This is a genomic window from Sporosarcina sp. Y1009, assembly GCF_057669865.1.
In genome coordinates, this window is record NZ_JBYHFO010000002.1 from 256,941 (window position 1) to 278,130 (window position 21,190).

Below are 21,190 nucleotides of genomic sequence, written 5' to 3' on the forward strand. Positions count from 1 at the left end.
GAGCTTTGTTTTAGCTCATCTAGTGTTTTTCATTTTTACTTAGAGACTTACTAACAACTTTCATCAATCAATCCGTTCATGACTAAGCGCGCCTGATTCCTCAAGTTGTTTTCTTAAAAGCGCGTATTCAGGTGCATTCCAAAATTCATCCGAAGCCAGAAATCTTTCTGCGTCTTTCCTTGCTGTGTCGAGCGCTCTGTAATCGTGGACGAGATCTGCCATTTTAAATTCTGGCATGCCGCTTTGTTTTCTACCGAAAAAGTCCCCAGCGCCTCTCAGTTCCAAGTCTTTTTCTGCTAAAACAAATCCATCATTGGTTTCTGTCATTGTCTGCATTCGTTCCTTGCCTTCTTCCGTTTTCGGATCCGCTAATAGGACGCAGTAGGACTGCGCAGCTCCCCTTCCGACCCGCCCTCTTAATTGGTGAAGCTGAGAGAGTCCGAAGCGTCCTGCATCGTAAATTAACATGAAAGACGCGTTCGGAACGTTTACGCCGACCTCGACAACCGTTGTGGATACTAAAACATCTATTTCGCCTTCACTAAACTGACGCATAATGTTTTCTTTCTCATCAGAATGGAGTCGGCCATGCATGAGTCCAACTGTAAATCGCCCGTGAAAATGGGTCGATAACTGCTCATAAACATCTACTGCGTTTTGAACGTCGAGTTTATCGGATTCTTCAATAAGCGGACAAATGACATAGGCTTGTCTTCCAGCTTGTAGCTCGGCTTGCATCTTCATTAATATTGGCTGTAGAGAATCTTCCTTCATCCAATGCGTTTCGATTTCTTTACGGCCTGCCGGTAATTCATCCAATACAGAAACGTCCATTTCTCCGAACACGGTAATCGCGAGTGTTCTTGGAATTGGTGTTGCAGTCATAAACAAAACATCCGGATTATTGCCTTTGTCTCGTAGGACTCGCCTTTGTTCAACGCCAAAACGATGTTGCTCATCCGTTATGACCAGACCTAAATTTTTAAAAATCACATCAGGTTGAATGAGTGCATGCGTACCAATAAGTAAATCAATATCACCTGCTGCTAACCTTTCAAGCAAGTTAACTCTTGCTTTCGATTTTGTTGAACCTGAAAGAAATGCCACTGTAACGCCAAAAGGCTCCAGCCACTGGGCAAGTGATTCGGCATGTTGTTCGGCAAGTATTTCAGTCGGCGCCATTAGGGCCCCTTGGAATCCTGCTGTAATGGCAGCATATAGCGCAATAGCAGCCACGACCGTTTTTCCTGAACCGACATCACCTTGTAGGAGTCGATTCATTCGTGCATCGCTTTTCATTTCTGCACATAATTCATTGACGACGCGTTTTTGGGCGTTTGTTAATTCATAGGGTAACGAAGCGATTAGCTCCTTCACTTTGCTAAGATCATATTCGATAACGACACCTTTATCTGACTCTTTCCGAATCTTTTTCATTCCTTGCATTTTTAACTGAAAGAGTAAAAGCTCCTCATAGACAAATCGTCTTCTGGCGTGTTTCATATGAGCTGGACTCTTTGGAAAATGGATCATTTCCAAAGCTTGCTCGAGTGATGGTATTTTATATACATCAAGAATTTCGGCTGGCAGCGGGTCTTCGTGAAGCCCCGCGACACTATCTAAAGCACTTCGCATAAATCGACGAAATGTTTTCTGATGCATGATGCCTTTTAAGCTATAAACAGGTTCAAAGTTTGCCTGCTCAGATTTTGGACCTGAAGTAAAGTTCGACACATTGATTGATTGCCTGCCGCGGTCCCATTTCCCAGTAACTGTCACAATCGCGCCTGGTTCAAGTCGATCCTTTAAATAATGCTGATTAAAAAAGACCGCCTTCACGAGATGTCTGCCAGCGAGAAGGCGGACTTGAAGACGGGATCGTTTATTCCCTTGAAATAGAACGGCTGGTTCACTTTCGACTCTTCCTTCGATTGTGACACGCTCATTATGTGGTGTTTCCGTTAAATCCTTCAATGTAAAATCGTCATGACGATACGGGAACGTCATTAGCAAATCGGAAATTGTGAGGATTTTCAAAGATTCCAGTTGCTCTCCGGCCTTTTTTCCGATTCCCTTTACGGCCGTTACATTGTCATTAAGTGACTGAGCTACTTCCAACTGACTGCTCTCCAAATATTTTTGCTTGCAATGCTTTTCCCGTCGGCGTTGCTGCGAGTCCGCCTCTTGCCGTTTCCCGTAAAGCTGACGGCATTGACTGACCAATTCGGTGCATCGCTTCGATTACTTCGTCCGTAGGAATTCGACTGACTACGCCCGCAAGCGCCATGTCTGCACCTACAAGCGCTTTTGCTGCGCCCATTGCATTCCGCTTCACGCACGGTACTTCAACAAGACCCGCAACTGGATCGCAAACAAGTCCAAGCATATTTTTCATGACGATCGAGAATGCCTCGGCGCTTTGCTGTGGTGTTCCACCGGCCATTTCAACAATTGCTGCCGCAGCCATTGACCCAGCAGATCCTGTTTCAGCCTGACATCCGCCGGCTGCACCAGAGATGGAAGCATTATTTGCAACGACAAAACCAAATGCACCCGAAGTAAATAAATAGTTAATCATTTGTTCACGCGTTGGATTCAATTTATTTTTCACTGCAAATAAAGTACCTGGAACAATTCCTGCTGCACCTGCTGTCGGTGTTGCACATATCAATCCCATTGCTGCGTTTACTTCATTCGTTGCGACTGCTTTACTTACCGCGTCTAGTATGACGTCACCTGAAAGTGACTTTCCAGATTCCATATATTTTTGAATGAGCACTGCATCTCCACCAGATAAACCTGAATTAGAGCGCACTCCCTGCAATCCTTTTTCAACTGCCTCTTCCATAACTTTTAAGTTATTGTCCATTTGCTCGATAATATCTTCACGAGAGCGTCTCGTGATTAATATTTCTTGTTCAATCATTATTTCTGAAATTGGCTTATTTTGTGATTCCGCAAGTGCGACAAGTTCTTTTACTGAGTTAAATAATACTTCCATTTTTTCGTCCCCCTTAATCGGCAATCGTTGAAACTTGTGTAATATGTGGTAAAACTTTTATTTCATTGATAAGTTCGTCGTCGATTAACTGATCGACTTCGATAACCATTAATGCCATTTGACCTTTTTCTTTACGTCTTACTTCCATGTGAGCAATATTCACGTCTTTTGTAGCGAGCGCATTGGAAACGCTTGCAATGACTCCTGCCGTATCTTCATGGACGACGAGTAGTGCTGGATAATTCCCTGAAAGTCTAAGTGGAAATCCGTTTAGTTCAATAACTTCTATTTTTCCGCCACCTATAGATATACCCATCAATTCCATAACGCTCTTGCTGTCGCCTATGACTACTTTGGCTGTATTTGGATGGGACATTTCTTCTTCCTCTTGGATAAATTCAAATGTTAAACCAACTTTTTCAGCTTCTTCAAAGGAAGTTTTAATACGTTCGTCGAAAGTATCGTAATCTAGTAAACCACCAATAATCGCAACATCTGAGCTATGACCTTTATACGTTTCTGCAAATGAACCATAGAGGTGAATACGAGCCCATTCCGGTTGACGCTCAAAAAGCGATCTCGCTACACGTCCAATTTTTGCAGCCCCCGCTGTATGTGAAGAAGAAGGTCCAATCATAACAGGACCAATTATTTCGAATACGGATCTGAATTTCATCTCACTACCCCCTCGAGTAAATCCTATATTTATTTTACATGAAAAACTCGAATAGAACAAAATACTTCAGCTTTCCCTCAAAAAAACAGTGTGCTATTAAATAAGCAACACTGTTTTATGTAATGATTATTCAACTGAAATAATATACGGATAAAGCGGTTGATTTCCATTATAAAGTTCCGCTTCCACATGGTCAAAGTTATCTTCGATATAACTTCCTAAGACAGCAGCGTCTTCCTCGCTCACACCTTCACCGTAAAGGACCGTAACGATTTCAGCATCATCGTCTATGACTTTTGATAACAATGTTTTTGTTACCTCTTCAATAGATGCATGCGTCGTTACTATTTTCCCCTCTGCAATTCCCATATACTCGCCTTTCTTTATCGTCAGGCCATCAATGGTTGTATCTCTAACTGCATGTGTAACTTGTGCAGTTTTTACGAAAGATGCAGCTTCAGTCATCACATTTGCATTCACAGTCACATCAGCTTCCGGATTAAACGCTAGAATCGCTGAAAATCCTTCAGGAACAGTTTTTGTCGGTACTACTGCAGCCTCAATACCAATTATTTGGGCAGCTTGTTCTGCAGCCATAATTATGTTCTTGTTATTTGGCAATATTAAAACGCGCTCAGCGCCAACATCTTCAATTGCTTTCACGATATCTTCAGTGGATGGATTCATCGTCTGTCCACCCTCAATAACCGCCGAAGCACCAACACTCTTCAAGAGCTCAGCAATTCCAGAGCCCATTGCAACTGTTACGATTGCATAAGGATGTTTACTTGTTTTCGGTTGTTTACTGTTATGTATATCATGATCTTTTCCAACAAGGTTTATATGTTGTTCACGCATATTTTCAATTTTAATATCAATGAGGGAACCATATTTCTGGCTAAATGAAAGCACATCGCCTGGCTCTTCAGAATGGATATGAACTTTTGCGACATCATCATCTGATATAACGAGAAGTGAGTCTCCGAATTGACTGAGTTCTTGTCTATAACCAGATTCATCATACGGGTTATTCGCTAATTTATCATCTTCGAATTTCACCATAAATTCCGTACAATAACCATAAATGATATCTTCTGTGTTCATAAAACCTTGTAAGCTCAAGTGATGTTGCTCATTAACCATTTCTGTCATCGCTTGATTATCCGTTCGTTCCGGAAGTCCTTCGCCTTTTAAAGACGCCAAAAAGCCTTCGTAAACGTAGACAAGTCCCTGCCCACCACTATCAACAACTCCGACTTCTTTCAATACCGCAAGTAGATCCGGTGTACGTTCAAGCGAAGCTTTTGATTCCTTAACAATGGCTTCCATAACTTCAATGAAATCATCTGTCGTTTTTGAAACTTCCACCCCAACATTTGCAGCGTCTTTTGCAACAGTTAATATCGTCCCTTCTACAGGTTTCATAACTGCTTTATATGCCGTTTCTACGCCGTATTGCAAGGCAGATGCAAATTTTTGACCATCAAGAGAGGATTCACTTTCTATTGCTTTTCCAAATCCCCGAAATAATTGCGATAAAATGACACCTGAATTTCCGCGTGCCCCCATCAGCAATCCTTTCGAAAGCGCTACGGCTGTTTGCCCTATGTGTATAACAGCGTTTGCTTCGACTTCGTTTGCACCCGATGTCATTGACAAATTCATATTTGTTCCTGTATCACCATCAGGAACTGGAAATACGTTTAAAGAATCTACGTAGTCCGCGTTTAGATAAAGGTGATGCGCTCCAAGCTTTATCATTTCCGCAAATTTTAAACCATCTATTGACTTCATTGAAATAATATCCTCCTTCTACAGGTTTGTTACGCGAACTCCCTGGACAAATATATTAACCGATTTCACAGTTAACCCTACTGTTTTCTCTAATGTGTATTTTACTTTCGATTGTACTTGATAAGCAACTTCCGAGATTTTCGTTCCATAACCAATAATTACATGCATATCAATATGTGTTTCATCTCCAATGTTTCGAACAATTACGCCACGTGCATAGTTTTCTTTCCGTAGAATTTCTGTTAAACCATCTCGGATTTGATGCTTAGAAGCCATACCTACGATTCCATAGCACTCTATAGCAGACTCACCTACAACTTGTGCAATAACGTCATTCGTTATATCGATTTTACCATACTCATTTAATACTTCGATTGACATAGTGTAACCCTCCGCATCCTAGTTTTACTCACCCCATTGTACTATACTCCTAATAATAATAAAAGAAAGCATTTAATTCATATAATTGATGTAAAGGGAATTAGCTTGAGAGTTCAATCGAAATAGGTTGCAATGGATGCTTATCTGTGATAAATTAAGTTGTATGCGAATTTAAGAATTGCATCGCTTAATCTTCATTTACGAGGAGGTACAAATATGTCTAAACAATGCGTAATCACTGGCCGTAAAGCCCGTACAGGAAATACACGTTCTCACGCACTAAACTCAAGCAGACGTACATGGGGAGCGAACCTTCAAAAAGTCCGTATTCTCGTTGACGGTAAACCTAAACGAGTTTGGGTTTCTGCAAGAGCGTTAAAATCAGGTAAAGTTCAAAGAGTTTAATGTAGAGAAACAAAATGCCAAGCTGAAGAACTTCAGCCTGGCATTTTTTCGTTTTTCTTCCTCTTTTTCTTGTTCTTGTTCGATGGCTTAGACTTTTCATCATCTTTACGAAAAACAACTATACATTTCCGGACAAACCCGCTCACAAACTTTGGTAATGTAAATGTATAAACGCGCAACTCCCCACTCCTTTCAAGCATCTGAACTCCTTACCATTAAGCATATGCCGTCATGGAATGAGATAGTACAGATATGAGAAGCTGTCTCGTTGCTTGTAAATTTCGTCATCCCTAATTTAAGGGTTTCATCGTACGTTTCATACTTAAAACCAGTAAGCGTCAGTCCTGAAACTTTGCGCCCAAAAGCAAAAAAAGAGATGAATGGAAAACGATCATCTTGCACTACCTTATGTATAGCTGGAAGAAGAATTGACATTTCATTTGTCTGATTGATAATCGAAAATGAAATGTCAGGGTTCTCAATTTGCCAACGATATAACAGTTGTAATGCCGACATAGAATGATCGAGTCTACCACCTGTAACACCCGTTAATAATACATGTTTCGGTTTGTAGGATAATGCTCGTTCTATCGCCAATTCAGTATCAGTTTCATCCTTTTCAGCATTGTATTCCGAAATCTGTATAACTGCTTCTTTGATTTTTTCATACTCTTTCTTAGACACCGAATCGAAATCGCCAACTGCTTCTTTAGGCGTAATTCCTTTTTCCAGTAAATGAACTGCCCCTCTGTCTGCACCGATAAAAACCGTTTCATGCTCATGAAAACGAGTTAAATCCGCAATTTCATGACTGGGGCCTCCTGCACAGACAATGGCGTATTTCATTTTTGTAAAGCCCTTTCTCCAGCCGCTTTAATCGTTTGTAAAGCCTTGGCACGATCTTCTTTATGAAAAATGGCTGAACCCACAACTAAAATTGTGGCGCCTGCTTCAACGCAAGGAATAATGGTGTTTTCATCCACACCGCCATCAATTTCAATTTCAATGGACAAATTACGTTCCTTAATGATTGTCGATAATTGTTTTACTTTTGGTAGGACCGATTGTATAAACGCTTGCCCACCGAATCCAGGGTTAACCGTCATAAACAAAACCATATCAACATTGTCTAACACATGAAGAATCGATTCTACTGGTGTATGAGGGTTTAAAACAACACCTGATTTCACACCGGTCGAGCGAATAAGTTGTAGCGTACGATGTAAATGCGTGCATGCCTCAACATGTACTGTTATATAGTCTGCACCGGCTTTTGCGAACTGTTCAATGTAAGCGTCCGGATTTTCAATCATTAAATGGACGTCAAGTGGCAATTTAGTGACTGGTCGTAGCGCTTCCACTACGATTGGCCCCATTGTAATATTTGGCACAAAATGACCGTCCATCACATCAATATGAATGAGATCCGCTCCAGCTTTATCTACTTCACGTACTTCTTCAGCAAGCTTTGAAAAATCTGCTGCCAAAATCGAAGGTGCAATTTTAATCATGTTTTTCATACCTCGGCTTTCTGTCTATTATTTCTTGTAAAAAATACAAATAGTTTTTATAGCGGGAGCTCGCAATTTCTCCATCTTCCACTAATTTCTTCACTTCACATTTGGGTTCATTTAAATGTAAGCATCCCCGAAATTTACAAAAGTCGGATGCTTCGTCAATCTCTGTGAAGTACCTTCCAAGTTGCTCTTTTTCAATATGGTCCAACTCTAGAGAACTAAAACCAGGGGTATCTGCTACGAGTCCGCCCGCTACTTCTAAAAGTTCAACATGACGTGTCGTGTGCTTTCCGCGTCCAAGGGCTTCTGAAATCACGCCTGTTTTCAAATCAAGTGAAGGAAGTATGGTATTAAGTAAAGTGGACTTCCCTACACCTGACTGGCCAGCTAACACTGTTGTTTTACCATTTAATATTGGTTTAAGCATTTCCGGTAAAAGTTCATCATCTATAAATGTTTTCATCACTAAATAACCGATTTTTTCATAATATGCTGCTGCAATTTCACTTTGCTCTAATTCTTTCTCATTTGCAAGGTCTATTTTCGTTAAACAAATAACGGGTTGTATGTTATGAGACTCGATTACAGTTAGAAATCGGTCGAGTAAATGTACACTAAAGTCTGGTTCTACTACTGAAAACACTAGAATCGCTTGGTCCACATTTGAAATTGGGGGACGTACGAGTTCATTTTTCCTTTCGTGTACAACTGTAATCGTGGCATCATTTGCCCCGTCTGGAACAAAAGTTACAAAATCGCCCACTAGCGGATGAACACCGCGCTTTCTAAAAACACCCCGACTTTTACACTGAATGATTTCGCCGTCTTTTTCTACATAATAGAACCCGCTAATCGCTTTTCTAATTTGTCCTTCCAGAGAAATTACCCCTTTTCTCAATCAACATCGTCGTAATTGAATGTTTCTTCTGCAATTTGTGTATCGTCACGCATAATTCGATAAGCACCAGTTTGGCCTTCTTCCAATTCGATGGTGATTCTTCTCGGTGTGTCTTCGGTGATTTCGAAATCGCTGAATACGTCGGCCATGGAATTTTTACGATCCCCGATATAAATTCGAATTCTATTCGGCTTTCTTTCTGCTTCAGGGTCCTCTTCTTCACCGTCCACGGGCTCTTCAGGAACATACTCAATGGTTACGGTTTGGATTAATTGTTTAATCGGTTTTTGCTCTTCTCCTAAGGATTGAACAACCTCAACTCTACCGCCTTTTTCAATCTTTGTATCAGCAGCTGGTTCTTGAGATATAATTCGTCCTTGACCAACAGTTGAAGAGTATACTTCACTAATGATGGCGATGTCTAAACCAGATGACCTCGCATATTCCCTCAATTTCTCTACGTCATATCCTGACAGGTCTGCCAGGGTGATCATCTCTTCCCCTTTACTCACGGTAAAGACTACATCCGTTTCACTTAAGACTACCTCGGAACCCGGTTCTGGCTCTTGCCCTAGAATCGTACCATTTGCATCGTCAGCAAAAACTTTATTTATCGTAACCGTTTTAAACATGTTCTCAACAATACCGATAACCTGCTCTATATCACGTCCGGTATAGTCGACTAATTCCGTCGGTTCTTTTCCTGTACTAATATACAAAGTGATTTCAGTTCCTGCTCTTCGATCCAAACCAGCTTCAGGAACAGTACGAATTACTTTTCCTGCTTCAAATTCATCGGAAGATTGTTCAGTTCTCTCATCAGCGACAACGAAACCCTCCGCTTCAAGAATGTCAATCGCTTCTCTTTCATCCTTTTCACTTACATCAGGTACTGGAATCTTATTTAGTCCTAATAATCCTGGTAAAAACATTATTAATAAAGCAATTGCAGCAAGACCTAGAAAAACCCCGACAAATATTGGCCATTTTTTCCGTTTTTTCTTAACAGGTTCGGTCTTCTTTTGTACTTCGTTTGTTATCGGTTCAATTTTTTTAGTTTGCTCTAGATTGTCAAATTTGGACGAATCAGCAATCGCTGGAATTGCACGCGTTGTTTCATCATTAAAAGTGCTCACAAACTTTTCTTCATGTGCCCGATCAGTCGATAATACAGTTGCCAAGTCGTCTTGCATTTCATCTGCAGATTTATATCTGACGATAGCATCTTTTGCAGTTGCTTTTAAAATTGCATTTTCAACACTCTGTGGAATTTCAGGAAACAAACTTCGAACAGAAGGTGTTTCTTCTTGTAGATGTTTTAAGGCAATGGAAACAGCCGACTCACCCGAGAAGGGCAATTTTCCAGTCAATAATTCATATAAGACAATGCCCAACGAGTAAATATCAGACTTTTTTGTCGCCATACCTCCACGTGCTTGTTCAGGGGATAAGTAATGAACTGTACCTAAGACTGAATTTGTTTTTGTATAGGCAGTCGCGCTTAATGCCATGGCGATTCCAAAGTCAGTGATTTTCACATTTCCATCATGATCCATCAAAATATTTTGAGGCTTGATATCTCTATGCACAATCCCATTATAATGAGCATTTGAGATAGCTGAAACAAGTTGACTCATAATTGGCAAGGCCTGTTCAGGCGATAATGGCCCGTTGGACTGGATATATTCCTTTAATGTTTGACCTTCAACAAATTCCATTACGATATAGTGAATATCTCCATCTTCACCTACATCATAGATATCAACAATATTTGGATGCATTAAACTTGTTGCAGAAAGGGCTTCTCGCATAAAGCGACGTTTAAGTTCTTCTTCATTGGAAAAGTCATAATTTAATACTTTTATGGCAACATCTCGGTCAAGGATAATATCGTGTGCAAGATATACGCGAGACATGCCGCCGCCGCCGATAAATTTCAATATTTCATAACGACCACCAATTCGACTGCCTATCACTGGACCATAACCTCCTCATCCGAAGGCTTAAGTAAAATAACAGATATGTTATCTTCGCCGCCCAAATTATTTGCTAAGTTTACGAGCGATTCTGTTTTATTCCGTAGTGTATCATCCGTTAAGATAATTTCTGCCATGGACTCAACGTCTACTTTATTACTTAATCCATCCGTGCAAAGTAGGAGATAGTTACCCGGTTCGAAATCGACTGAATAATAATCAGGTTCAATCGTTCTTTCAGCACCAAGAGCTTTCATAATCCAATTACGCTGTGGGTGCTTAGCAGCTTCTTCCTCTGTAATTTCACCGTTTTCAACAAGAACATTTACATATGAATGATCCACTGTTACTTGTCGAATTCCCTGTGAATTTATATTGTAAACCCGACTATCACCAATGTGGTATATATGGCAGGTCTGGCCTTGTACAATCGCTGTTTCAAGTGTAGTCCCCATACCTTTAAATTCTTCATGATCCTTCGCATAGTTAAATAAAATCCGGTTCACCTGGAAAATGGTTTCTTTCAACCAAATTGTCCAGTCAATTTCTTGATTTCCATTTCGATTATCAAGTTTCATAAATTCTTCACCAAAGATCTTTATCGCAGTGGAACTTGCAAAATCGCCCCCACGATGCCCACCCATCCCATCTGCAATGACAGCGAGTGTAATTCCTTCAGGAAGCGTAAAGACTGCTGCACTGTCCTCATTTACATTTCTTTTTTTCCCAATGTCTGAAAGAACTTCATATTGCACCATCCATCTCCCCATTCTATCGTCTCTATATAAATATTACTCATCGTTTTTCCTAAAGGCGGCAACGAAAAATCCATCTCCTCCAAAATGTTGAGGCAGCACTTGAAGTGTGTCATTGGTAATTTCAAGATTATCTATACCAGTCAAATTGGGTAATGGGATCAACTTTATGGTGTTATGCTTTTCAAGAAATTGTTCAACCATTCCACGATTTTCTTCATATTCCACCGTACATGTACTATAGACAAGTATACCGTTTGGTTTGAGAAGTTTTTCAGCAGTGTCTAATAGTGACGATTGAATAGTTAGTAACCCTTTAATATCATTTTCATTTTTCACATATTTTATTTCTGGTTTTCGTCGAATAACGCCGAATCCACTGCAAGGTGCATCTACAAGAATTCGATCGAATGATGATTCTCCATAAACTTCGACTAACTCTCGACTATCGCCACTTTTAGGTAGAATTGATTGAAGACCAAGTCGCTCTGCATTTGATTGTATGAGCTTTATTTTATGATCATGTAAATCATGCGCATATACTGTGCCTTCATCTTTCATCAGTTCTGCAATATGAGTTGTTTTTCCACCCGGTGCTGCACACATATCAAGAACTTTCATACCAGGTTCTAAATCTAGCGCATGAACAGGTAACATAGAACTTTCATCTTGAATGGTAATCAGGCCATCTTTATAGCTTTCGGTGTTACTAGGATTTCCCGATTCACTGATTAGACATTCTGGAACGACTTCCCCACGACGGACATCTATTCCTTCAGATTTCAGTTTCTCAATAACTTCATCTACTGTCGTTTTAGCCGTATTCACCCTCATCGTAATCGATGCTGGATTATTATTTTCATGTGCCATTGCGACAGCGTCATCTTCGCCGTATAACTCAATCCATCTTTCAATTAGCCATTTCGGATGGCTTGTTTCAATTACGATTTTATCGACATTACTTTCCAAGTCATCTAATGATCGAACACCTTGTCTCAAGACAGAACGCAAAATCCCGTTTACTGTTGGCGCAATTCGCTTATGGCCACGTCTTTTCGCAATTTCTACTGCTTCATGAACGACTGCATGCGGAGGAATTCTTGTCAAATAGACGATTTGATAAATCGACATTCGTAAAAGTTCACGTACCCAACCATCCAATTTCCCTCTGACAAATGGTTCTAAATAATAATCTAGCGACATTCTATGTTGTAAAGTGCCATAAGTCAATTCCGTTAATAAGGCACGGTCTTTTGGTTCAATATTATATTTTTTGATTGTGCGATGGAGTAAAAGATTACTATATGCTTGGTTATTATTTATCTCCATCAAAATCGAAAGGGCTGCATCTCGTACATTCCCGTTCCATATTTTTTTAGTTGGATTGGTCATTCAAACCGATCTCCTTTATTCCATGCCGAACCAATTCCGCGGATAAATACATCAGCAGGCATTCTTTTTCTTCCCGCAGGTTGGATATCGGTTATTGCGATTCCAGTGTCATCACCTGTTTTTACAATAATGCGGTCTGTTTCAATCTCAATAATTGTTCCTGGTTCTGAAATCGAATCTGTTTCAACTGTTTCTCCCCACCAAACTTTCACATTGGCATCTTGAAAAACAGTATAGGCAACTGGCCATGGATGCAGACCACGAATTTTGTTATAGATTTCTTTACCACCTTTTGTCCAATCGATGCGTTCTTCTTCTCTTGAAATATTACGTGCAAATGTCACAAGAGATTCATCTTGAACTTTTCGATCATTTGTTTCATTTATAATTGAAGGTAGTGTTGCTTTTAACAGCTCTACACCTGCTTCTGACAAAATATTGAACATTGTTCCTGTATTATCTGTGTCTGTGATGGGTCTCTTGGTTTGAGAAATAATATCACCGGCATCCAATTTTTCGACCATATACATAATTGTGATACCTGTCTCAGTTTCTCCGTCCATAATTGCTTTATGGATTGGTGCGCCCCCACGATATTTTGGTAGGAGCGAAGCATGAACATTAATACATCCAAGACGTGGTGCCTCGAGTAATTCCTTTGGTAGAAGTTGACCAAAAGCAGCGGTAATGATCAAATCAGCATTTAAGGATATTATCTCTTCTAATTCAGTAGACCCAGTTAGTTTTTCAGGCTGAATCACTCGAATGCCAAGTTTTTCCGCCTCCACTTTAACCGGCGGTGGTGTGAGTGTCCGTTTTCTTCCTACCGGTCTATCGGGTTGTGTAACAACCGCAATCACATCATAACCTTCTTCTCGAAGCATCGATAAGATTGGTACTGAAAAATCTGGCGTCCCCATAAAAATGATTGACGTCAAATTTCTTCCCCCCCTTTACTCATTTCCATTTCTTCAGCTTCTGCTTCAAGTGCTTCAAGTTCCTCAAGATCTATCACACGAACGATTTTCGAATCGAATAATACGCCATTCAAATGGTCAATCTCATGTAGGATGGCACGTGCTTCATATCCCTCAGCTTCAAGTTCATAAAGTGAACCATCACGCTCTTGTGCTTCAACTTTCACATAAAATGGACGTTCTACTTCTCCGTAAAGACCTGGAAAACTAAGACATCCTTCAATTTCGATTTCTGATCCGCCTATCTCTGTGACAACAGGATTGACCAACTCAATGACCTCTTGCTCTTCATCTACTTCTACAATCGCAACTCGGATTGTTTCACCAATTTGCGGTGCAGCTAAACCAACACCATCTACTTCTTTCATCGTTTCATACATATCGTCCAACAGTTCAGATAATGTCTGATCAAAATTCACAACTTCCGTACATTTTTGTTGAAGGATGGGAGACGGATGCTCCACTATTTCTTTTATAGCCAACTAAATTCCTCTTTTCTTTACTTTTAATAAATTGATACAGGATCTACATCTACGCTCATTGTTAACCCGTCTTTCATCCAATCTGTACGATATAATCGAATCAATTGTTGTAAGGTTTTCGTAAGCTTTGGTTCTTTTTTATATTTTAACAAACATTGGTATCGATATCTATTGTTCACTCGACTAATAGCTGCAGCAGTTGGACCAATTATCAACGTGTCTGGAGACAAATTCCCTTGTAAAAAGGTAGCAGCTCGTCCTGCATAGTCAGCAACTTTCAATACATCTTCGTGGGTAAATTGAAGAAGCGTCACAAAATAAAATGGTGGATAACCAAATTGTCGCCGTGATGCCATTTCTAAATTATAAAAAGGTTCATAATGATGCTCTTTAGCCAATTCAATCGCATAATGTTCTGGGGAGTATGTTTGAATGAATACTTCGCCAGGCAGCTCATGTCGTCCAGCGCGACCGCTTACTTGTGTCATAAGTTGAAATGTTTTTTCAGCTGCCCTAAAATCTGCTAAATGGAGCGTGGTGTCTGCTGCTAGTACACCAACTAGTGTAATGTTTGGGAAATCTAAACCTTTTGCAATCATTTGAGTTCCGAGTAAAATATCTGCTTTCCCTTCGCTAAACTGTCGAAGTAAGCGTTCGTGTGCGCCTTTACGCCTAGTTGTGTCAACATCCATTCGGATGACGCGGGCTTCCGGAAATAGTTTTGCAATTTCTTCTTCTACTTTTTGAGTCCCTGTTCCAAAAAAACGAATATGTTCACTTTCACACTCAGGGCAGATTAATGGAACTCGTTCTTCGTGACCGCAATAATGGCATTTTAACCGCTCATTTGCCCGGTGATAAGTTAGTGAAATATCACAGTTCGGACATTCTACGGTTGTTCCACAATCCCTGCATAAAACAAATGATGAAAAACCGCGGCGATTTAAAAATAATATACTCTGTTCTCCGGTTTCTAATCGTATACGCAATGCTTCTGCCAATGCCGTTGAAAACATGGAGCGATTTCCTGATTTCAACTCACTTCGCATATCAACGACTGCAACTTCAGGCATTGCTTGATTTCTTGCACGTTTCATTAATGTCAGTAATGTATAAACCCCTTTTGTAGCTCTTGCATAGGATTCAAGTGAAGGTGTGGCACTTCCCAGAATAACAGGACATTTATAGTATTCTGCCCTTTTAATCGCTACATCCCGAGCATGATATCGAGGGGTATCTTCTTGTTTGTAGGTGCCTTCATGTTCCTCATCTAATATAATGATGCCAAGGTTTTCAAATGGAGCAAATATTGCAGATCTTGCACCTACGACAACTTTCACTTCGCCGCGTCGAATTTTTCGCCATTCATCATACTTTTCGCCAGATGAAAGTGCACTATGCATCACCGCTACTAGCGGGCCGAAACGCGCTTTAAAACGCGATGTCATTTGAGGGGTTAAAGAGATTTCAGGAACAAGCACAATTGCTTCTTTCCCCTTTTCCAAAACTTGTTGTATTGCACGTAGATAGACTTCCGTCTTGCCACTTCCTGTAACACCGTGTAATAGAAAAGTTTCAGCTTCTTCTTTTTTCACTGAAGTAGTGATTAAATCTAATGCGATTTCTTGTTCCTCTGTTAACTGCTCAGGAATTGGCCCATCTTGTAATCTAGAACTTTCAGGTTCTCTGTAAACTTCTTCATATTTTTCATGCGCGGCACCGCGTTCAATTAATGCTTTTATGACAGAACTTTGTATACCAACTTCTTCTGTGATGATTTTTGCCGAAATTGTTTTTCCAGCATTTTCAATCATCCAATTCATTAATTCAATTTGTCGCTTTGCATTTGGATTTAATGTTTCTTGAATACGTCGTAATTGAACTTCCTCTTCCATTCGGATCATGCGGACTTTTTTCATTGCCGTTTGTTGCTTGACTGTCGTATCAACCGTCACGATTCCATCTTTCACAAATTTCTTTAGAACGCCAAGTAGATTTCTTGACTCTGCTTCTTTCATTGGAACGCGCGTTCTTCCAGCTAAAAACATGCTGAATTCAATATCATTAATTTGTTCTAAATCATCTACGAGGATAAATTTTTCATATTTCGCTCTCATTGCTGCTGGCAACATGACTTGCATAGCATCAATTTCATAGGAAAGGGTTTGTTCTGCAAGCCACTTAGAAAGATCTAGTAACTCATGCGTTAACACAGGTTCTAAGTCAATGAGTTCGTGAATCTCTTTTAATTTACTCTCTTCCAGATCACTTTCTTGTTTAAACTTCGTAATATAACCTATGACTTTTCTCGGGCCAAAAGGAACTTTAACACGTGATCCTAGTTCTATAATTGGAATGAGTGAGGCGGGAACTATGTAATCAAAAGGCCGATCAATTGGATAAGCTGAGACATCTACAATCACTTCAGCGATCATTTATACTGCCGACCTTTTCCTCTTCTATGATCATTTTCAGGAGAACGGCTGCAAGCTCTTTTTTCGGCATCGCAGGATAAGACTTATTCGTTCCATTTTTCGATAATAATGTAACAACATTCGTTTCGTTTCCAAAACCGCCATCTGGATTTGTCACATCATTTACAATGATAAAGTCTAAGTTTTTTCGCTCTAATTTACTCATACCATTATCAATAACATTTTCTGTTTCAGCGGCAAAACCAACAAGAATTTGTTGTTGTTTTCGGTCTCCAAGTGTTTTCAAGATATCCTGTGTTCGTGCCAGATGGATGACGGAATCACCATCTTTTTTCTTGATCTTCTGCGTACTTATTTCCGCAGGTCGATAATCCGCTACTGCTGCTGCTTTAATCACTATGTTTGCGCCTTCATAATTATTAATGACAGCTTCGAGCATTTCTTGCGCACTCTCAATTTGAATTATCTGTACACCTGCTGGAGGCTCAAGTGAGACCGGACCAGAAATCAGGACGGTTTCTGCACCCATTTTCACTGCCGCCTCAGCCATTGCATAGCCCATTTTCCCACTAGAAAAATTCGACACATATCTAACAGGGTCGATTCTTTCTCGTGTTGGTCCCGCAGTAATCACAACTTTTTTACCTGTCAGTAAGGAATTTTCACGGTCAATATCCTTTGGTAAGTTTATTTCTGTAAAGTTCTGTTGTACAAGTTCGACAATTTTTTCTGGTTCCTCAAGTCGCCCTTTACCTACATATCCACAGGCTAGGAATCCTTCTGATGGTTCGATAAACTCATAACCATCCTGATCTAGCGTTGCAATGTTTCGGATCACTGATTGTTTTTCATACATGTTAACGTTCATAGCCGGTGCAATCCATACTTTTGCAGTTGTTGCTGTAAGGATAGTTGTTACCATATCATCGCAAATGCCATTTGCAATTTTCCCGATAACATTTGCAGTTGCAGGCGCAACGATGACTAAATCTGCCCAATCAGCTAAGTCAATATGTGCAATAACACGAGAATCTTTTTCATCAAAGGTATCAAAATACACATCATTGCGTGACATAGCTTGGAAAGTAAGCGGTGTGACAAACTCCATAGCTGACTCTGTCATAACAACTTTCACATTGGCTCCTGCTTGAGACAACTTGCTGACAAGTGCAACAGATTTATATACTGCAATACCACCAGTTACACAAATAAGAATTTTTTTATTTGTTAACACTACTCTCTTCCTTTCTAAAATGACAAACTCCCAAAGAAAAACAATTTTCTTAGGGAGTACGATTTCATCACTATTTTAAATGAGGGTGGATCAAATTTCGTCTTCGTAAACAATCGACTCATCTTGTGTAGTTTTAGTCAGAACGCCTGCCACGATTTCTTCTAAAGCTTTCCCTACATCTTTTTTCGCTTTATAAGATGGGAGCAACTTATTCCCTACTTCTTGGATTTCACGTGCACGTTTAGAAGCAAGTGTAACAAGAATGTATTTTGAATCAATTTTCGCTTTCATTGAATCGACTGATGGATATAACATTTAGTAATCCCCTTCCAACATCTGGATATATATTTTTTCAACGCGTTCTCTACGACAATGTTCAGCTGTTACAATTGCGTTAATTCGTTCGCATGCATTTTGAACTTCATCATTTTCGACGACATAATCATACAAATTCATCAACTCTAATTCTTCTCGAGCTTTTAGTACCCTTGACTTAATGACCTCTGCTGTTTCGGTGCCTCTGCCAATAAGACGCGTTTCAAGCGCAGACAGACTCGGCGGTGCTAGAAAAATAAATAGGCCGTCCGGAACAAGTTTACGGACTTGTGCAGCGCCAACCACTTCAATTTCAAGAAAAACATCTCGTCCAGCATCGAGTGTAGCGTTGACATAATCTAATGGCGTTCCATAATAATTCCCAACATACTCTGCATACTCAAGGAGTTTACCTTGATCAATGAGTTTCTCAAATTCTTCTCTTGATTTGAAGTAATAATCTTCACCGTCTACTTCGCCTTCTCGCGGGCTTCTCGTTGTCATTGAGACAGAATACTCATAATTCGTATTCGGTTGTGTAAATAGCTCTTTTCGTACCGTTCCTTTACCAACACCGGACGGTCCCGATAGAACGATTAGAAGTCCCCGTTTTTTGTACATTTAATCCCTCTTTTTGTTTGGTATACTTGTTAATTTTCAGCTCAATTAAATTAAATTTGAATCAAACTATAATTCTTTAGAATGAAAACAACTTGTTCATATTATAGCATAAAGGCACGATAGAGTGCTAAAATGGAGCAAAATGTAATGAAAGAGGAATGGTTATGGCATTTGATGGTTTATTCACAACAGCAATGGTAACAGAACTGCAAACACTTAAGGCTGGGCGTATCTCTAAGATACATCAACCCAACGCCCAGGAGCTCGTATTCCTAATTCGGTCTGGTGGTAAAAATCATCGGCTTCTTATTTCTATCCATCCATCTTATTCTCGAATTCAATTGACGGATGAAGCCATTACGAATCCACCTGAACCACCTATGTTTTGTATGGTCATGCGTAAACATCTGGAAGGCGGTTTTATTTCTTCAATTGATCAACTTGGGACGGACCGAATTATTTCGTTTGATATTCAAGCAAAAAATGAAATTGGCGATGACATTCGTCGAAAATTGTACATTGAAATTATGGGTAGACATAGTAATTTGATACTGGTCGATCCGGATCGTGAAGTGATTATTGATAGTATGAAGCATTTGCCACCATCGGTGAATAGTTATCGTACGATTTTACCTGGTCAACCATATATTCCAGCACCACCACAAGACAAACTTAATCCTTTTGAAGTAACCGAACAGCAATTTATTGAGTTGCTTGCCGATGTTGAAACGGGTCGTGACTTTGTACAAATTTTTTCTGGGTTTTCACCAATTAACGGGGAAGAGTTGTTATTCCGTTTAAAAAAGGATGAAACATCTGATGCCTTTTTGTTATTTAAAGATTTTCTGTCTTCATTTAATGGCGAAAATGCACATCCTAATATCTCAGAAAAAGGAAATCGAACTGTTTTTTCGGCAACGAACTTGACACATACTGACAAATCAATCGCAGAATTTACGACTGTCAGTGAATTACTCGACAAAGTTTATTTTGAAAGAGCGGACCGGGAACGGGTAAAATCACAAGCTGCAGATTTAGAGCGTTGGCTAGACAATGAGATTACAAAATTAAATTCTAAAACAAAAAAACTGCTAAAAGAACAAGATTCAGCCAGTAAACTGGAAACATTCCAGTTGCATGGTGAGCTTTTGACCGCTAATAGTCACGCGATTAAGAAAGGTGCATCGGAAGCTGTTGTCGAAAATTATTATGAACAAGGAACAACGGTTACCATTCCGTTAGATCCACGTCGATCAGCGATAGAAAATGCACAACGTTTTTTCACTCGCTATTCTAAAGCCAAAAATGCTTTGGTCATGATTGCAGAGCAGCTAACCAAAGCTGCAGAAGACATTGACTACTTTGAGATGTTAAAGCAACAGGTTATTCAAGCATCCCCCGATGACATCGCAGAAATACGTGAGGAATTGGCTGAACTTGGATTTATGAAAGCGCGTAAGGTAAAGAAACGTAGAAAACCGAAAAAGCCTAAACCAGAAACATATACTTCGTCATCTGGACTAACAATTTCTGTAGGCAAAAATAATAAACAAAATGACTATTTAACATTTAAAATAGCTGCGCGAAATCATATTTGGTTCCACACAAAAGATATTCCTGGTTCCCATGTCGTCATACATGATGAACAACCGGACGAAAATACAATTTTGGAAGCGGCCATGTTATCAGCCTATTTCAGTAAAGCTCGTGAGTCTTCATCAGTTCCGGTCGATTACACTGAAGTGAAACATGTTAAAAAGCCAAATGGCTCAAAACCTGGCTTTGTTATCTACTTTGAACAAAAAACACTTTTTGTAACCCCTGAAGAAGATTTAGTACGAAAGTTGAGGAAGTAACCAGAATATAAACGCAAGCAGTGAAAGAGCTGCTTGCGTTTTTTTGATCTTAGAAAGAAAGATGAAGAAAGGATTCTGCTCGTTGCGTTGCGGTTTGCTCTCGGTGCGGGGCTGGTTGTGCTCGTTGCTCCAACGTTTATGCTCGTATCGGGTCGATTCCGTTGTTTATTCCCGTTGCGTTGCGGTTTGCTCTCGGTACGGGGCTGGTTGTGCTCATTGCTCCAACGTTTATGCTCGTAACGGGTCGATTCCGTTTTTTATTCCCGTTGCGTTGCGGTTTACTCTCGGTGCGGGGTTGGTTATGCTCGTTGCTCCAACGTTTATGCTCGTATCAGGCAGATTCCGCTGTTTATTCACGTTGCGTTGCGGTTTGCTCTCGGTGTGGGGCTGGTTGTGCTCGTTGCTCCAACGCTTATGCTCGTATCGGGCAGACTCCGTTGTTTATTCACGTTGCGTTGCGGTTTGCTCTCGGTGC

Annotated in this window: 20 protein-coding genes; 2 read left to right on the forward strand and 18 right to left on the reverse strand. The window is 40.1% G+C overall.

What is annotated here, in order from left to right; translation table 11 throughout:
* Nucleotides 1-63: 63 nt before the first annotated feature.
* The 5 genes from recG to AC25Y1_RS03965 form a co-directional block, all read right to left on the reverse strand.
* The gene (gene recG, locus AC25Y1_RS03945; protein WP_488146644.1) at nt 64-2,133 is read right to left on the reverse strand and encodes an ATP-dependent DNA helicase RecG; all 2,070 of its coding nucleotides are present in this window, start codon (nt 2,131-2,133) and stop codon (nt 64-66) included.
* Nucleotides 2,096-3,001, reverse strand: a complete 906-nt coding sequence (gene sdaAA, locus AC25Y1_RS03950) for an L-serine ammonia-lyase, iron-sulfur-dependent, subunit alpha (RefSeq protein ID WP_488146645.1) — start codon at nt 2,999-3,001, stop codon at nt 2,096-2,098. The genes recG and sdaAA overlap by 38 nt, the downstream gene beginning before the upstream one ends.
* Before the next feature lie 13 nt (nt 3,002-3,014).
* Complete coding sequence (gene sdaAB, locus AC25Y1_RS03955; RefSeq protein ID WP_488146646.1) at nt 3,015-3,677, reverse strand: L-serine ammonia-lyase, iron-sulfur-dependent subunit beta; 663 nt, start codon at nt 3,675-3,677, stop codon at nt 3,015-3,017.
* A 126-nt stretch (nt 3,678-3,803) separates the two neighbouring features.
* Nucleotides 3,804-5,471, reverse strand: coding sequence for a DAK2 domain-containing protein (locus tag AC25Y1_RS03960; RefSeq protein WP_488146647.1), 1,668 nt, complete (start codon nt 5,469-5,471; stop codon nt 3,804-3,806).
* Nucleotides 5,472-5,489: 18 nt separating this feature from the next.
* The gene (locus AC25Y1_RS03965; protein ID WP_488146648.1) at nt 5,490-5,852 is read right to left on the reverse strand and encodes an Asp23/Gls24 family envelope stress response protein; all 363 of its coding nucleotides are present in this window, start codon (nt 5,850-5,852) and stop codon (nt 5,490-5,492) included.
* Nucleotides 5,853-6,068: 216 nt separating this feature from the next.
* Here AC25Y1_RS03965 and rpmB point away from each other — a divergent pair, with 216 nt between their 5' ends.
* The gene (rpmB, locus tag AC25Y1_RS03970; RefSeq protein WP_212605541.1) at nt 6,069-6,257 is read left to right on the forward strand and encodes a 50S ribosomal protein L28; all 189 of its coding nucleotides are present in this window, start codon (nt 6,069-6,071) and stop codon (nt 6,255-6,257) included.
* A gap of 32 nt (nt 6,258-6,289) precedes the next feature.
* Here rpmB and spoVM read toward each other — a convergent pair whose 3' ends face one another.
* The 13 genes from spoVM to gmk all read right to left on the reverse strand — a co-directional run bounded on the left by spoVM (nt 6,290) and on the right by gmk (nt 18,859).
* Nucleotides 6,290-6,457: a stage V sporulation protein SpoVM gene (spoVM, locus tag AC25Y1_RS03975; RefSeq protein ID WP_488146649.1), complete on the reverse strand. Its 168-nt coding sequence runs from the start codon at nt 6,455-6,457 to the stop codon at nt 6,290-6,292.
* The gene (locus AC25Y1_RS03980) at nt 6,450-7,103 is read right to left on the reverse strand and encodes a thiamine diphosphokinase (RefSeq protein ID WP_488146650.1); all 654 of its coding nucleotides are present in this window, start codon (nt 7,101-7,103) and stop codon (nt 6,450-6,452) included. The genes spoVM and AC25Y1_RS03980 overlap by 8 nt, the downstream gene beginning before the upstream one ends.
* Nucleotides 7,100-7,768, reverse strand: a complete 669-nt coding sequence (rpe, locus tag AC25Y1_RS03985) for a ribulose-phosphate 3-epimerase (RefSeq protein WP_488146809.1) — start codon at nt 7,766-7,768, stop codon at nt 7,100-7,102. The genes AC25Y1_RS03980 and rpe overlap by 4 nt, the downstream gene beginning before the upstream one ends.
* Nucleotides 7,761-8,672, reverse strand: coding sequence for a ribosome small subunit-dependent GTPase A (gene rsgA, locus AC25Y1_RS03990; RefSeq protein WP_488146651.1), 912 nt, complete (start codon nt 8,670-8,672; stop codon nt 7,761-7,763). The genes rpe and rsgA overlap by 8 nt, the downstream gene beginning before the upstream one ends.
* Nucleotides 8,669-10,648, reverse strand: coding sequence for a Stk1 family PASTA domain-containing Ser/Thr kinase (gene pknB / locus AC25Y1_RS03995; RefSeq protein ID WP_488146652.1), 1,980 nt, complete (start codon nt 10,646-10,648; stop codon nt 8,669-8,671). Before pknB ends, rsgA begins: the two co-directional genes overlap by 4 nt.
* Nucleotides 10,645-11,418, reverse strand: coding sequence for a Stp1/IreP family PP2C-type Ser/Thr phosphatase (locus tag AC25Y1_RS04000; RefSeq protein WP_488146653.1), 774 nt, complete (start codon nt 11,416-11,418; stop codon nt 10,645-10,647). The genes pknB and AC25Y1_RS04000 overlap by 4 nt, the downstream gene beginning before the upstream one ends.
* 21 nt (nt 11,419-11,439) lie before the next feature.
* Nucleotides 11,440-12,795: a 16S rRNA (cytosine(967)-C(5))-methyltransferase RsmB gene (gene rsmB / locus AC25Y1_RS04005; protein ID WP_488146654.1), complete on the reverse strand. Its 1,356-nt coding sequence runs from the start codon at nt 12,793-12,795 to the stop codon at nt 11,440-11,442.
* A complete protein-coding gene (gene fmt, locus AC25Y1_RS04010; RefSeq protein ID WP_488146655.1) occupies nt 12,792-13,733 on the reverse strand; it encodes a methionyl-tRNA formyltransferase in 942 nt (313 codons plus the stop codon). Before fmt ends, rsmB begins: the two co-directional genes overlap by 4 nt.
* Nucleotides 13,730-14,254, reverse strand: coding sequence for a peptide deformylase (gene def, locus AC25Y1_RS04015; RefSeq protein ID WP_488146656.1), 525 nt, complete (start codon nt 14,252-14,254; stop codon nt 13,730-13,732). The genes fmt and def overlap by 4 nt, the downstream gene beginning before the upstream one ends.
* 23 nt (nt 14,255-14,277) lie before the next feature.
* Nucleotides 14,278-16,689 (reverse strand): primosomal protein N', encoded by a 2,412-nt coding sequence (gene priA / locus AC25Y1_RS04020; RefSeq protein ID WP_488146657.1) that lies wholly within the window; start codon nt 16,687-16,689, stop codon nt 14,278-14,280.
* Nucleotides 16,679-17,923 carry a bifunctional phosphopantothenoylcysteine decarboxylase/phosphopantothenate--cysteine ligase CoaBC gene (gene coaBC, locus AC25Y1_RS04025; protein WP_488146658.1) on the reverse strand — a complete coding sequence of 415 codons (1,245 nt, stop codon included), beginning with the start codon at nt 17,921-17,923 and terminating at the stop codon, nt 16,679-16,681. Before coaBC ends, priA begins: the two co-directional genes overlap by 11 nt.
* Nucleotides 17,924-18,013: 90 nt before the next feature.
* Nucleotides 18,014-18,238: a DNA-directed RNA polymerase subunit omega gene (gene rpoZ, locus AC25Y1_RS04030; RefSeq protein WP_488146659.1), complete on the reverse strand. Its 225-nt coding sequence runs from the start codon at nt 18,236-18,238 to the stop codon at nt 18,014-18,016.
* Nucleotides 18,239-18,859, reverse strand: coding sequence for a guanylate kinase (gene gmk / locus AC25Y1_RS04035; RefSeq protein WP_488146660.1), 621 nt, complete (start codon nt 18,857-18,859; stop codon nt 18,239-18,241).
* A gap of 164 nt (nt 18,860-19,023) precedes the next feature.
* Here gmk and AC25Y1_RS04040 point away from each other — a divergent pair, with 164 nt between their 5' ends.
* Nucleotides 19,024-20,715 carry an Rqc2 family fibronectin-binding protein gene (locus AC25Y1_RS04040; RefSeq protein ID WP_488146661.1) on the forward strand — a complete coding sequence of 564 codons (1,692 nt, stop codon included), beginning with the start codon at nt 19,024-19,026 and terminating at the stop codon, nt 20,713-20,715.
* The last annotated feature ends 475 nt before the right edge of the window (nt 20,716-21,190 follow it).

Coding starts and splice junctions, on each gene's coding strand:
- sdaAA (WP_488146645.1), bottom strand. CDS start 3,001: ATGGAAGTATTATTTAACTCAGTAAAAGAACTTGTCGCACTTGCGGAA.
- sdaAB (WP_488146646.1), bottom strand. CDS start 3,677: ATGAAATTCAGATCCGTATTCGAAATAATTGGTCCTGTTATGATTGGA.
- AC25Y1_RS03960 (WP_488146647.1), bottom strand. CDS start 5,471: ATGAAGTCAATAGATGGTTTAAAATTTGCGGAAATGATAAAGCTTGGA.
- AC25Y1_RS03965 (WP_488146648.1), bottom strand. CDS start 5,852: ATGTCAATCGAAGTATTAAATGAGTATGGTAAAATCGATATAACGAAT.
- rpmB (WP_212605541.1), top strand. CDS start 6,069: ATGTCTAAACAATGCGTAATCACTGGCCGTAAAGCCCGTACAGGAAAT.
- spoVM (WP_488146649.1), bottom strand. CDS start 6,457: ATGCTTGAAAGGAGTGGGGAGTTGCGCGTTTATACATTTACATTACCA.
- AC25Y1_RS03980 (WP_488146650.1), bottom strand. CDS start 7,103: ATGAAATACGCCATTGTCTGTGCAGGAGGCCCCAGTCATGAAATTGCG.
- rpe (WP_488146809.1), bottom strand. CDS start 7,768: ATGATTAAAATTGCACCTTCGATTTTGGCAGCAGATTTTTCAAAGCTT.
- AC25Y1_RS04000 (WP_488146653.1), bottom strand. CDS start 11,418: ATGGGGAGATGGATGGTGCAATATGAAGTTCTTTCAGACATTGGGAAA.
- rsmB (WP_488146654.1), bottom strand. CDS start 12,795: ATGACCAATCCAACTAAAAAAATATGGAACGGGAATGTACGAGATGCA.
- priA (WP_488146657.1), bottom strand. CDS start 16,689: ATGATCGCTGAAGTGATTGTAGATGTCTCAGCTTATCCAATTGATCGG.
- rpoZ (WP_488146659.1), bottom strand. CDS start 18,238: ATGTTATATCCATCAGTCGATTCAATGAAAGCGAAAATTGATTCAAAA.
- gmk (WP_488146660.1), bottom strand. CDS start 18,859: ATGTACAAAAAACGGGGACTTCTAATCGTTCTATCGGGACCGTCCGGT.
- AC25Y1_RS04040 (WP_488146661.1), top strand. CDS start 19,024: ATGGCATTTGATGGTTTATTCACAACAGCAATGGTAACAGAACTGCAA.